The sequence below is a fragment of the Pseudoalteromonas sp. HM-SA03 genome, from assembly GCF_002289345.1.
GTDB lineage: Bacteria > Pseudomonadota > Gammaproteobacteria > Enterobacterales > Alteromonadaceae > Pseudoalteromonas.
Map to the genome: position 1 here is coordinate 69263 of NZ_NSDG01000065.1, position 15219 is coordinate 84481.

General features: G+C 45.8%; 3 protein-coding genes. All 3 read right to left on the reverse strand.

The genetic code is table 11. The features are described from left to right. Position 1 precedes the first annotated feature (1 nt). A complete protein-coding gene (locus tag CKO50_RS13815; RefSeq protein WP_095728632.1) occupies positions 2 to 1063 on the reverse strand; it encodes a TauD/TfdA family dioxygenase in 1062 nt (353 codons plus the stop codon). A 225-nt stretch (positions 1064 to 1288) separates the two neighbouring features. Continuing rightward, positions 1289 to 10369 carry a non-ribosomal peptide synthetase gene (locus tag CKO50_RS13820; protein ID WP_095728633.1) on the reverse strand — a complete coding sequence of 3027 codons (9081 nt, stop codon included), beginning with the start codon at positions 10367 to 10369 and terminating at the stop codon, positions 1289 to 1291. A 143-nt stretch (positions 10370 to 10512) separates the two neighbouring features. Beyond that, a complete protein-coding gene (locus CKO50_RS13825; RefSeq protein WP_095728634.1) occupies positions 10513 to 15129 on the reverse strand; it encodes a non-ribosomal peptide synthetase in 4617 nt (1538 codons plus the stop codon). Positions 15130 to 15219 lie beyond the last annotated feature (90 nt).

The following is a 15219-nucleotide window of genomic DNA, read 5'->3' on the forward strand; positions in this document are numbered from 1 at the left end:
TTTACTGTACGTTATTTGCGTGTTGTAACTCTTGTTGCGTATAGATGTCCCCCATCGCAACAACGATTTTTCGTGGACCCTCGAATGGATCTCTTGCGTGTGCAGCAAGCATATTATCTAGCATCACAACATCTCCTTGCTGCCAGTCAAAGCGAACGGCACAGGTTTCGTATGCGGCACCAATAATCGCCATTTCTTCCTCACTAATCGCGCTTCCATCACCAAAGTAGACATGCCTAGGTAATCTTTGCTCGCCCACCAGTTCAATTAGACTTTCTTTAACCTCTGGCTCCAAACAGGCGATATGATGCAATTGAACTTGATTAAAGAACGACCTTTCGTTCGTAAGCGGATGAGCTATTACACCATGGGTTTTAGTTTTGGTTTGTAAGCCATCGTTTTCTAACCAGCTGTATTCAATACCTGCTGCGCGGAGTCGCTCTTCCACCTCAATTTTGCTATCGGTTTTATAAAAATGCTGCCAACTTACATCCACACTTTTGTGGAAATTGCGAAGATAGAGCAGGCCTTTTTCTTCAATTTTCTTAACCAACTCACTTGGCAACACAGATAACATACGGCGACAATCGACAATCGGGGTTGTACCGCCAACAGGAGAAGGTAGTTCACAAAAAAACCACTGTTTACGAGGCCACTGCTCTAAGTGAGAGCTCTCGTTGTGATAAAGGATCATTTTGTTTTCAGGGTAAGGAGTCGATTTATACGTCTTCTTGCCGCCCTCTTTTTTAGGCAGATCACCATAATTACCATAAAGCCCAGGTTGGATCGCACTGGCAAATTGCTCGAAGTCCTGTGGTGTTTTTAGGCCAAAACCACGGAAGACCAACCCTGCATATTTCAGCAAGTTAGTTTCTATAAAATCTCGATTTGCTTCAGCCCAAATGTACGGGTCTAAATCTCTACTGGTTGGTTGGATCACCGCAGGAAACCCTTCAGCTCCTGGGAAAAATGTCGTAGAAGTTGCAGCCTGAGTAGCGCTAGCTGCGGGTTTTACCCCTTTTTTAAGTGATGAAAATTTACCTTTTCGCACAGTGGACGTCATCGTTTTCTCCTGTCATAGACTCATACCAATCCGCGGTAATGAACTATTGGACCTCCAATAGAACATCGCCCTGCTACCTTGAGTTGGTCTGCTTAGCGATATGACGTAAGACAAATTATTTTCTTTACTACAAAGTGGAAGATTTACTTGATTTGAATCAAAAATGAGGTGCATCTTGCACCTCGTTTTATACAGGTAGTTAAAGCAGTTATAGTCTGGAGTTCGCTACTTCTTTAACTTTGCAAACTTCGTTGATTTAAACTTATTCTGACTCGCTTGTTTGCTAATTTGCGGCCTGAACGTCGCTAAGCTTAGTGCGGGCTGTTGCACTAGCTGCCCTAGCAACGCTAGCCATCTATCCAGTGCAACTTGCATTTTATCTCGTCGATATAGTCCGCTCTTGTAATAACAACGACCTTGGTAAGCGCTCTTTTGAGCATCAATAAAGATGGCTGAGTCAAACTTACTCGATGTATCTGTAGAGGAGAGCCCTTCCATATTGAGCCCTTCAATTGGCCAATCCGGCTTTGGCGTATTTTGCATCACAAAAAGCTGCTGGAATAACGGCGACAACCCCGCAGTTCTTTGTACGCCTACCTCATTAATCACACTATCTAAGGTAAACAGCTGATTGCTTTGTACATCGAGTAAGGTGTGTTGCACATGCTCACACAGCTCAGCAAAGTCCATAGTGCCAGCAAGGCGTATACGCAGTGGAAGTACCCTAATAAAATATCCGATCAAAGGTTCTAGGTCGGCATGCTCTCGTCCCGACAGATCAGTGCCTAGCACCAAATCTTGCTGCCCAGTTATTTCATATAAAAATGCTGCATAACTTGCCAGTAGTACACTAAAGACAGAACACTGCTGATGTTGCGCTAACTGATCGATGGCTTGGCGCACTTCAGCCACGATAGTAAAGTCGATAACTTCACCTTTTGTGTCACTCTTTTCAGGGCGCGGCGAATGTAGAGGGATTAGGGTTTGAATAGGTGCGTCCGCCAATTGAGTGCGCCAATACTGAGCAACCTCGTGCGCCTCATTACTTGCCAAGCGCAGCTGCTGCCACTTAGCATAATCACTATATTGAACTTGCAGCGCAGGTAAAACGGCTTCGCGTTTCTCAACTTGTGCCAAATAAAGCTCACCAACCTGCTGCACAAGATTGCCCATAGACCACCCATCACTGACGATGTGGTGCATATTAATGGTTAATTGATAGTGTTCATCGGCAATCTCGACCAGCAACACGCGTAATAAAACATCTTGTGCTAAGTCAAACGGTGTACGCTCGAAGTGTTGACGCAACTCGGTCGCCTCTTGCGTATTTTGCTTCAAGCTATCAGTCAGCTTCACGAACTGCCAATTCAGTTCATTTTCCTCACTGTAAAGCGCAACCACATCTCCTTCTAGCTCAATAAAGCGATAACTAAACGTACGATGCCACGCCAGTAACTGAGTAAATGCTTGCTGCAGGCTTACCACGTCAAGCTCACCAAAGAGATTCACACTCGTGGTGATGTTATAAGCCGCTTTATCTTTTTCTTCACTTAATTTGTCCGTGATCCAGAGACTACGCTGCTCCGTCGATACGGGCACTTGCTGCTCGAAAGGCTGTGCTTGTAGTGCAATCGCTTCAGCCTCCCTATTCGCTTGATGCTGCTCAGCGATATATTGTGCCAACGCAGTAAACTCACTGTGTTCAAAGATTTCCCTGACCCCTAGGTTCAACCCAAATGTTTGATTGATTTGCGAGGTCAACCTCATAGCTAGAATAGAATCCCCACCCGCATGAAAAAATTGGCTATGGGGTGATGCTTCAACGCCCAATAGCGCCTGCCAAATCACTGCCAGTTGCTTTTCGTGAGTGTTCATTGCATAGCGTTCAGTTTGACTTACTTGCCGTGAGGGCTGAGGTAACGCTTTTACATCTACTTTTCCATTTATAGTCAACGGAAATTGGGCCAATGCAAACCAATGAGCCGGTTGCATATAATCAGGTAACCTCTGCTGAGCTTGTGTTTGCAGCTCATTAAGATCCAGCTCCTCTCCTATCACATAAGCAAGCAACTGTGCCCCTTGCAGAGTTTCTTGCAGACGGACCAGTGCCCTATTTACGCTAGGCAGTGCCGTGATCAGCTTTTCGATTTCAGCCAATTCAATTCGATAACCGCGTACTTTAACTTGTTGATCCACACGCCCGTGATAAACAAGTTCGCCTTGCTTGTCCCAGCGTACCAGATCTCCAGTACGATATAAGCGCTCGCCTTTATCGCTAAATGGGTTTGCAATAAAGCGCTCTGCGGTTAAATCCGCTCTAGCAAAATAACCTTGTGCCAACGTACCTGCAATGTACAACTCACCAATTCCACCTTGCGGCGTAAGGTTTAGTTCTTCGCTCAACACATAGGCATGGCGCTCGCCAACGACTGAACCAATCGGCACATAAACGCTGTCGAGCAATGAAGTGTTATCGTCTTGCCAAATGATCGGCGTGATCACTGTTTCTGTTGGCCCATAAGCATTGATAAATTGTGTGTGAGGTGCACGTTGACGCCATTGAAGTAGCTCTTGCACAGGCCAAGCCTCGCCACCCACAATGCACAAGCGAACAGCATCAAGATGCGACAACTGCTGTAAATAGGCGCGCGGTAAGTCGACGATATTGATCTGCTTGGCTGTGATCAGTTCGTTACACTGCTCTGGTAATAGCGTTTTACCATTCACCATAGTGAGTTGGGCCCCCATTAATAACGGCACAAAGACCTGCCCAAGCCCAGCATCAAAGTCCAGTGAAGCAAATGCTAAAGCATGATCGACTGCCTTATATTGATAAGCATCGGCTATTGCCAAACAGTGGCTCAATAGTGCTGCTCGTGTGACCGCAACACCTTTAGGCTTACCTGTTGAGCCAGGGGCAAATACAAGATATGCCAATTGCTGTGGATGCTGTATAGATACTTGTCGCTCAGCATGGCCCACAAGGTTTATGATACTACTAAAGGAAGTTTGCTCAACAACACAGTGCTCAAGCCCTTTCCCTTGATGTAGCACCAATCGCGGTTTGCTCACTGCTAGGATATCATGCAGACGTGATTCTGGAGAGTCGGAATCAAGAGGGACGTATATTGCACCAAGCTGCCAAATGGCTAAGATGCTCGCGAGCTTATCGAGTCCAGTCTTCATCAATAATGCAACGCGATCTTCACGGCGGATCCCTTGGCGTTGGAGACCACCGGCTATCTTTTCGCTATGTGCCAACAGAGCCTGATAACTTAGTGACTGGTCTTCAAAGTGGATCCGTGCACTATGCCGATGCATCTCAGCTTGCTGATATAAGCACTCAATAATATCGACTTTTTGTATTTCCTGCCCGTTTCGGGGCTCACCAAGTTCAAGAAGAGTCTTTTCTTGCTCCGCACTCAAAGCAGTTATATTGCCAAGAGGCAGCATCACCCCTTGCACTAACTGCGAAATAATAAGTACAAAGCGCTCAAGTAAGTGCTTTGCATCAACATCATTTAATGCTGCAAGTTGGTAGTGGAAAGCAATGTCAATGGTCTCTTGCTGTGAAATCGATACCGTCAGTGGGTAATCCGTCTCTTCGCGGCTAGCCACAAGCTCGAATTGCGTAGATTCCTTATCAGCTTGCTGAAGTGCCTCCGCTATCGGGTAGTTTTCAAAGACAACCAATGTATCGAATAACCCACTTGGGCAGTCCAACCCACCTTCTCTAGCCCACTTTTGAACATCACTTAAGGGAGTATATTCATGCTCACGTGCAGTCATGCTCTGGCGTTGTAGCTGCTGCAACCATTGTCCAACGGGCAGTTCGGGATCCAGCATTACTATGGTTGGCAACGTATTGATAAACAAACCGAGCATGCTATCACTTTGGGAAAGCTGTGGTGGTCGCCCTGAGGTCACCGAGCCAAAACATACGGCATTGCGCCCAAGAGTGGTTTTCAATACCAATGACCATGCTGCTTGGATCAACGTGTTTACCGTGATCTGCTGGCGACGACAAAAAGATAGGAAGATTTCGGTCTGTGCGGAGTCAACTATCCAGCTTGTTTGACCGGCTTGGTTTTCTGCTGCATGTGATTTTTCCGCTTGATTGAACAGCGTGCAGGGCTCATTCAATAGTTGTAACTGCTGCTGCCAATAGCGACTATTCTGCACTTGATCTTGTGCTTGTAAAAACGCAATATAACTGTCGTACTGACCAGTTACAGCGGTCAGTACTTGTCCTTGATAGGCACTCAGTAGCTCGCCCATCATTCGAGAAGCACTCCAGCCGTCAGTGAATAAATGGTGATTGGTCCAGATAACTCTGTATTGCGTGGCATTGAGCTGAACGATAACTACACGGTTAAAGCCAATGTCTTTCTCTAAATTAAAGCCTGATGCCACTTGCTGCTTTGCCAGCTGACCGAGTTCAGCCTGTACATCTCGGTTTTTCATAGACCAGTCAAGTACTGTGATATCAGCCTGATGTGATGTAACAACATATTGATGTGGCGGCGTGACCTGAGTGAGCAAGCCCGTTCTTAACGCATCATGGCGATCTGTTACTCGTTGCCAAGCAGCGCTAAATGCGTCTATATCTAAACCGGTTACAGCGAACTGCATTTGATTTATGTAAGCACTATTGTCACTGTACAAAGCGTGGAAAAGCATGCCTTCTTGCATCGCCGAAAGAGGATAAACTTTGCTGATTTTCTCAGCATCTAACTGCCGTAATGTGTCGTCCGAGAGTTGCGCTAGTGGCACATCAGACCGACTTAGTTTTGCGGTTGCTGTTTCGCAGTGGCTTACCAACTCCTCCAAGCATTGCAGGAACAACCTCATAAAATCATTCACTGCGCCAGTGCTCAGCCGAGCCTCAACAAAACTTGCGCGGATCTGGAGCTGCCCCCCTAAGACCTGTGCTTGTATTGCCAGCTCACTCGTCACCTTTGCCAAGCCATTATGGCTTGCCCCTGTAGACTCAACGGCAGGTTGCCATATACCATCACTGGTAAAGTTATTGTCTAACTGGCCTAAATAGTTAAATTCTATATCCGCAATTTCTGGCGAGTGTGTAGGTGTGGCGAGATTGGCATACTTAAGTGCACCATAGCCAATTCCTTTATTTGGGATCCTACGCAAAGCCTCTTTTGTTCCGATAATCGTGTCGAGCCAGTTGCCATGGCGTGATAGTTTTAGCGGGAACATAGCGGTAAACCAACCCACAGTACGACTCAAATCAATCTCTGGTTGCCAAGGCTCTCGACCATGTCCTTCCAAATGGAGCACATATTCATCTTTTCCTAACCAGCGATACACCGCTTCGCTCAGCGCACTTAATAATAAGTCATTAACTTGGGTGCGATATGGCCGACTTGCTTGAGTCAGTAACTGTGTTGTGAGCTCGGCAGAACATTGATGCTCTGCGGTTGCTACGTTGGCTTCAACTGCACTTGCGCCTGCATCCTGATAAGGGAAAGGCAAAGGAGATGCGGTTTGCATATGCCAAAAATTAGCTTCATCAGCAAACGCTTCAGCATAGTGCTGTAGCGCTTCCGCCCACTTTTTCACACTGCTCGACTTGGCTGGTAGCTGCCAATCTGCAGAATTTAGTAACTGCTCATAGCCAGTTGCTAAATCATCCAACACAATGCGCCAAGACACGCCATCAATCACCAAGTGATGAACCACCAGCAAAACACGATAGCTGCCGTCGGCTACTGTCATCACAGCCGCACGCATCAAAGGCCCATCTTGAATATTCAAGCTTGCTTGTATTTCCTCTGCCAGCGGAGTGATCTGTTCACACTCCACTTGATGCATTGTGAAAACCTGCGCTAGCATCGACTCGTGATAATCACCAAAAGATTGTTGCCAATCACCTTGACCGTCTTTGCTAAATGTTAGCCTTAGGGCATCGTGATGCTGAATGAGTCGACCTATCACTTGCTGGAGTACACGCCAATCCAACGCTTGCTCCAAGCGTAACAAGACAGCTTGGTTGTAGTGATGTGGTGCATGCTCTCGCTGCTCAAAAAAGGCCTGCTGAATAGGCAAAAGTGGCGCCTGCCCTTTAACTTCTTCCACGTCGCTCGGATTTGGCTCAGCTAACTGAACGGCAAGCGCCGCAATACCCGCGATGGTTTGCGCTTCAAACACATGTCCAGGTGACACTTCCCAGCCTGCTTGACGACATAAAGACACCATTTGTAGGCAAATTATCGAGTCGCCACCGAGGGCAAAAAAGTTATCATCTCGGCCAACTTGCTCTAAATTAAATAATTTGCACCAGATTGTAGCGATCGATTGTTCAGCCTCACCAACACAGGCCGTGATTTGCGCTTGCTCTTGGTGCTTGGGTGCTGGTAAAGCTGAACGATCCACTTTGCCATTGGCGTTCAGCGGCAGACTATCCATTAGTGTAAATACAGCAGGGACCATGTATTCGGGTAGCGCCGCTCTGATATCAGCTTGAATATCTTGTGCCGTTCTATGCGAACAGAGATAAGCGAGTAACCTAGTTGTTCCTGCATGCTGCTGAGCAATAACAGCCACATCACTCACGCCTGCCATCGCACGTAATTTAAGCTCTACTTCTTCAATTTCGACCCTGAAACCACGGATTTTGACTTGGTTATCTACTCGACCAATAAACTCAAGTTGCGCGTGTTCATTCCATCTCACCAAATCTCCAGTGCGATATAAACGTTTGCCTGAGTCACTAAATGGATCGGCCACAAAGCTTGCTGCAGTTTGACCGGCTCGGCCAAAGTAACCCTGAGCCAGAATATCGCCTCCAATATAGAGCTCACCTGCTTGCCCTTGTGGTACCAAGTTCTGCTCTGTATCTAGTACATAGAGTTTACGCTCTGCAATAGCAGTTCCAATAGGAACAGAATCGATATGCGCAACATCGAGCTTAGTACAATCAAAGATTGCGGCTTCCACCACAATTTCGGTAGGTCCATAGGTATTGACCAATTTTACCTCTGCCAAGCCTGCTTGTCGCCAAGCGCTGATCGCTTGTTTTGACATGGCTTCGCCGCCAGAATGCACCTGTCGTAAAGCCGGTAAACGCCAATTATGCTTGGGCATTAAATAACACCAATCTTCAGCTATTTGGCGCCAATAAGCGGCACTTAAGTCCATCACGCTGATGCGGTGTTTACTGGCCTGCTCAAATAATTGCTGTGCATCCCACAAGCTATCGTCTCGAATAACCAGTGCAGCGCCAATCACCAAAGTTGGAAAGACCTGCTCAACAAAGGCATCAAAGTTCGCTGTCGCAAACTGTAAAACCACATCTTGTTGCGAAAGATTAATAAAATCAGCTGCCGTAAATATATAACGGCTAAGCGCTCCATGTGCTACCGCTACCCCTTTCGCTTGACCCGTCGAGCCAGAGGTGTAATTAAGATAAGCGATATGCTCAGGGTGGACGTCAATCGCTAAGTCTTGTGCACACCAACCTGATGTATCCGAGCAAACTAATGTATCTTCTGTTATCAAAGGAAGCGATGATAAGTGCAGCTGCTCACCCAATACCAAAACACAGCCGCTATCTTTTATCATGTGAGTTAGCTTATCTTCGGGCAACTTAGCGTCCAGTGGTAAATAGGTCACTCCAGACTTAAAGCACGCGAGCAAGCTTGCCACCAAATAAGGTGACCTTGGCAATGCAATACCCACGACCTCCCCAGCCTGTACACCAACAGTTTGTAGTTGTGAGGCAATATAGTTGGCATGTGCTTCTAACCATTGATAATCAAAGTGATGATCTTGAAAAATCATTGCGGTATTCGTTGGCGTGGCAAGTGCCTGTTGGCGAATTAAGGTGTGCGTTAACTTTTCAACGTGAGCTAAGGTTTTACCCTTACTCGCGTTACTTTCAGGCAAATACGGGCGCTGGTTTTCGTAGGCCACATCAATCCAATTACCAATGGTTTCATTTTCATGTCCCAATGCCAGGGTAAGCAGCAAACAAAACTCTCGTTGTAGTGTTTGTATATATTGGAGATCAAACTGCGCGAGATCGTACTCAATTTCACACGCCATATTGGCCTCGCTAGTTTGCACCGATAGCGCAATGGCAAACTTGCTTTGGGTACTACCACCCACGACAGGTTCAAGCGAGAAGTCAGCGAAATTGAGCTGTCCTTGTAACTGTGGTTGGCAATCAAACCCTACTTGAAAAAAACTACCTTGATATTGCTCACCGCGGTACTCTGGCAACACTGACAGCACATATTCAAACGGTACATCACTGTATTGCGTGCAAGTAAGTGCATGTTCTTGTATTCGTTTCACAACATCAATAAAAGGTCGAGCCGCATGGGCCTCACAGCGATAGGCTTGGGTGGTAATAAAACAGCCAACGATGTCTTGCACTTGCTCTTGCGAGCGACCCGCATTTGGCACTCCGACAACAAATTGATCATTCCCATGGTGGCGAGATAATAATAACTGCCATACCGCCAGCAAGGATGCAAACGGCGTGACCTGATTTCGTTTACAAAAATCATTAAGCTCCACACCTAACGGTGTATTGAGCGTAAATTGCTGACGAGCGCCTTCTGAGCTTAGCTTATTAGACGTGATGCGCTGTTGATGTAATCGCACAGGTTGTCGTGGGGCACTTAAATAATGCTGCCAAAAACCGACAGCAGGATGCGCGTCGGACAGTTCACTGCGTTGCCAATGTGCAAAATCAAGGTAGCGTAGTGCAGGCTTAGACAGGGAAAGCCCTTGATAGGCACGTTTTAAATCAGCCAAAATAAGGTTATTAGACCAACCATCAGAAACTAAGTGATGATAACTTAATGCTAGAATTTGCAACTGATCAGCGCAACTGATAAGTTGAGCTTTTAGTTGCGGCACTTGTGTTAAATCGTTAGCTGTCATTAACCAAGTGTTTAATTCTTCGCTCGCCAGATAACTAGCTCTGCATTTATCACTATGAATTTGTTCTAACGAAAAAACAACACTGTCCAGCTCAACTTGTGTTGGCTCATTACCCTTCGCGATAAATTGCGTTCTAAATACACTGTGATTGGCAATCACTGCTTGTAAAGCCAGCTCTAATTTGATGGCATCGACTTGACCATGAACTTCAAAAACGACAGGCATTAAATAACTTGTATTCGACTCATCTAATGCTTGCAGCGTCCATAGTTGTTGCTGTAAATATGATAAGGGTGCGGTATGACCGGATAGATGAGGGATCCCTTCGTTGGCATCTTGCTCTAACAGTAAACTCAATATATCGCTATCAATATCCGCTAAAAAATCATCTTGCATATTTACACCATGCCTATCTTCAAAGTTGACACCGCGAGGCGGCCAAAGTATCAATAAGACGGTATAGCGCTATTGAAATTTACTTTTCATTTTAAAAGCCAAGTCTACTCACTTGGCTTTCATCGTTATCACTCAGTAATCATTTACCGCGATTTAAATTTGGCAAACTTGTTAAGCTTTGGCCTCTTGTTTGTAGCAGATGATATAGAACGATAGAGTTCGCTAATCACCGTATTTGGCTTTGCTGTGAGAGATAATAAAAGCTGACTCCATTGCTCCAGCCAAGCCGCCATAGCGGCTTGATCATAAAGCGCTTTTCGATATAACCAAGTGCATTCAATTTCGTCATTAGGGGTAACAAATAGCGCATTGGCAAACTTACTGTACTTAGGCAAATCAATATCGGCGGGGGAAAATAAGACCCCCTTTACTTGCCAACTTGGCTTTGGCGCATTTTGCATTACAAATAATTGCTGTAGGATCGGTGCATTAAACTGGTTTCTGGGTGGGTTCATTTGCTTAATTATTTCATCTAAGCTCATCAATTGATGTTCCACCGTCGCAGCTAACGCATGGTGCACTTCTTTTAGTACTTCTTCCATGGTGGCAGATGAAGATAGTTGAGTTCTAACTGGGAGGACTTTCACAAAATAACCTATGATAGCTTCTAACTCCGGTACTTCTCTGCCAGCGAGATCCGTCCCGATCACTAAGTCTTGCTGTTTGGTCACAAATTGTAAGAACAATAAGTACGCGGTCATCATTACCGAGTTTAGAGAAACATTCTGTGCTTTAGCAAACGCCCTAAGCTGCTCACTTTGCTCAACAGATAACACCAATCGCACTTCTTCTCCCAGATCGCTAGCCTGATCAGATAAAGGCTTATGCGCAGGAAATAACGAAAGCGCAGGTGCATCACGTAACGTATTGCGCCAGTAGCTTTGTTGCTTTGTCGCTTCTTCACTTAGTAAACGCTGCTGTTGCCAATACGCAAAATCAGCATAGTCATAGGGAATTTCCGCCCCCTTCACTTGACCAGTATCACCATAAAATTGACTCAAGGATTCAATAAAAATCGCAATGGACCAACCGTCAGAAATAATATGATGCATATTCACCAGCAAACGTAGGTGGTCTGACGCAAGCCAAACGGCCTTAACTTTAATGAGGGGAAGTGCTGCAAGGTCGAATTGGTGCGATGACAGTTGCTGCTGTTGCTCTGCGAGCGCATCTGTTTTTGCACTCTCAGTCAATGCAATTAAATCCTGTTGTTCAATCACAATACGATTGTGAGCAACTGCCACTAGCCTAATTTCATCATCGATTTCCTCAAACCGCGTCCGCAGCGCAGATTGTTGCTCAACTAGCTTATCTAATGCACATTGTAATTTGTCTATATCCAAGTCGCCGCGTAAATCAACACCACCGAACATGTTGTAACTCATGGCTTGGCCCTTGTTTGCTGCAAGCTGATGCGCAACCCATAAACTTCTTTGCCCTGGCGACACCACAACAGAGAGATCCTTAGGCTTTTTTTCAAGCGCTGTAATAGTTCCTTGCTCCAATTCAATCGCCTCTGCAAATTCCGATAGTACAGGGCTGAGCAACAGCGTTTTAAGCGCTATGCTGTAGCCAAGCGCTTCACTCAGCGCAGATATAAAGCGCAGAGCAACAATGGAATCTCCGCCTAGTTTAAAAAAGCTATCGTGTCGACTCACTCGATCAAGACCAAGCTGGGCTTGCCATAACCCAGCAACCAATCGCTCTACAGCTCCTTGTGGTGCAACAAAGTTAAGGTCAGCTTGAATGTCCACTTTAGGTAGTGCCGCTTTATCTACTTTGCCATTCACCGTAAGTGGTAAGCACTCTAAAGCGATAATGGTGGATGGCAACATGTATTGAGGTAGCTGTTTTGCTAACTGAGAAAGTACTTCCTGCTCGTTAATTTTACTGGCCACAACATACCCGATAATACGTGAGGAATTTGCGCTTTCATCAACTATTACGGTTGCTTCATCGATGTTTTGCAACGCACAAAGCTGCGCTTCTATTTCCGCAAGCTCTATACGATAACCTCGAATTTTAACCTGATTGTCACTGCGCCCAAGATACAACAAAGTCCCATCCGCTTCGAAGCGCACGATATCTCCTGTGCGATACAAACGGCTGCCATCATCACTAAACGGGTTCGCAATAAATCGTTCAGCGGTCAAATCAGCACGTCCAACATAACCTTGAGCAAGCCCTGCCCCAGCAATGTAAAGCTCCCCAACCGCGTTGGCAGGACAATGATTTAAGTACTCGTCCAACACAAATAGCTCGGTATTGTTTAGCGCATTGGAGATTGGCTGAACGGTATAATCTGTACACGACTTAGGTGTCACCGTATATGCAGAGCACCCTACCACCGTTTCTGTCGGGCCATACTCATTAATGAATCGGCTATTGACTAGCTGTCGGCGAAGCTTACTCACAGTACCAGCCATCAACTTATCACCACCTATAACAAAACAATGATGGCACGACGAAACGATGTCACGGCCAAGACTTAATAGACCATCAAGGTGTGCAGGTGTGAGTTTAAATAAGGTATCTTCAGTTGCGTGTTGAATACTATCTGCAACATGATTGAGCAATGCGTCATCTTGATTTATCATCTGCACGCTTTTACCCGCGTAGATAGGCACCAGTAAACTCGTGATCGTTGCATCAAAAGACAAGGTCGAGCTCACTACCGCACGCTGACAGTCATACATATAACGCGAGCTTGCGTCCGCTAAGTAGTTGTTTAGTCCTGCTAAGGTGACGGCGACTCCTTTTGGTAATCCCGTAGAGCCCGATGTATAAAGCACGTAAGCGAGTTGTTTAGCATCACGTGATGGCGACACCGTTTCTGTGATCGATTTAGTCATTAGTTGCCGATAACTCAATTGCTCACAGCTTATCTCTGGTATGGCTTCAACGTCGCTCACCACCAGTGCAAGTTGACTATTTTCAACAAGATATTGCTGTCGTGATATAGGCAATGAAGCATCAATGGGGACGTACGCCATGCCTGCTTTTAAGATACCAAAAATACACACTAATGATGCGATATCACGAGACATTCTCAGCCCCACTAAGCTTTGTGGTTTGAGGCCTTGCGCTTGCAGTATTGCAGCAACTTTATCACTATATTGTACCAGTTCTTTGTAGGTGAGCGCCCCTGATGCACCGGACACCGCTATCGCTTCTGGCTGCCGATGGCCATATCGCTGTAGCTGAATAAGCAAATCATCAGGCGCTTGAACACGCGGACCACTTGGCAATCGACTCACGACATCACCTTGCCATAAACTTGCCTGTGTCATTGGCACTGCTGCTAATGCACTAAGGTGAGTAAACGCAGACAAAAATGCAGTTTGCAATTGCGCGATAAAACACGCTTGATATAGCTCCTTAGCGTAATAAAAGTGGCACTGAACGCCTTCACCTTGAATATCAATAATGTCTAAATGCAAATCAAACGGCATAGTAAAACGATGCGCTTGAGTATGGGTTAACGCCATATTATTTAGCTTTTTGGCACTTTGTTTATTACGACGTAAATAGTTAAACATCACCTGAAAGAGCGGATGTGTGCCATTAACACGCTCAACGGCCAGCGCGTCGATAAGCTGCTCAAATGGTAAGTCTTGATTAGATTGCGCGAAGTGATGATGATCTTTTGCTTGCGCTATCAGTGTCGCAAAGCTATCGCTATCTTGAATTCGTAGGGCGCTGACTTGAGTATTGACAAAAAAACCGATCACACCCAAAGTTTCGGCTAAATGTCGGTTTGCAACGGGTACGCCGACTAACACATCCTGTTGACCACTATAACGTTGTAATGTCATTTGGAAGACTGTAAGCATCACTAGATAAGGCGTCGTGCCAAAGCGCTCTGCTGCTGCGCTCACCGTCTCAGCCACGCTTTCTGATAAAGTGATACTATGCGTCGCCATTGTATAGGTGTCTAACCGCCTTGCCGACTCCATTGCCGGTAGGGTGATTGCTTCTATCCCCTTTGGTAACCGAGCTACCCAGTTATGTTTTTGCTGTTCGAGTTTCGCGCGATTATCTTGCTTGGATTGCCACAGCGCATAGTCAATATAATCGACTTTGCTTTCAATTGACGGCTCTTTATTAAGAGCAATCAATTGATACACATCTATAAACTCATCAAACAAAATTTGCATTGAAGTACCGTCGGTAATGATATGGTGCATTACAATTAACAGTTCACAACGCCTATCTTGTGTGATCAATGCCACACGTAGTAACGGGTCCGACAACAAGTCGAATGGCCGCATTGCTTGCGTATGCGCCTCAGTGATCAAGTCTTGGCTTGATTGCGCTTGCGACAGCGCAACAAATTCAAACGTCAGTTGAGGATTTTGCTGCTGAAAAACACCTTCAAGCGCTTCAGTAAATTGGATTTGTAATGCACCATGACGAGCCTGTAGTACAGCGAAGCTTTGCTTCACCAGCTCAGCATCTAACTGTCCATCGAAATACAAAGAGCCCGCCAAATTATAAGCCTTATCATTCGGTGCAATTTTCCAAGCATACCAAAGCCTTTGCTGTGCGGCGGTTAACGGTGCTTTAGCCTGCAATTCAGTGCGACTCGGCAAACTCATTTGGGGTTTATTTGCCCTTTGTTTTATCAAGTCATTTAGCTGTTGAGTTGATGTCGAGTGTAGCCTAGATTTTCGTTGGCGTTTTCTCGTTGGTGCTTCCACTTTCCGGTCTCCAATTTAGGACAATGCACTGCCACTTTTACTTGGCAAGTAGACGAGTGAAAAAATGAAAAAAACAGTCGCAAATAAAAA

Coding starts and splice junctions, on each gene's coding strand:
- CKO50_RS13820 (WP_095728633.1), bottom strand. CDS start 10,369: ATGCAAGATGATTTTTTAGCGGATATTGATAGCGATATATTGAGTTTA.
- CKO50_RS13815 (WP_095728632.1), bottom strand. CDS start 1,063: ATGACGTCCACTGTGCGAAAAGGTAAATTTTCATCACTTAAAAAAGGG.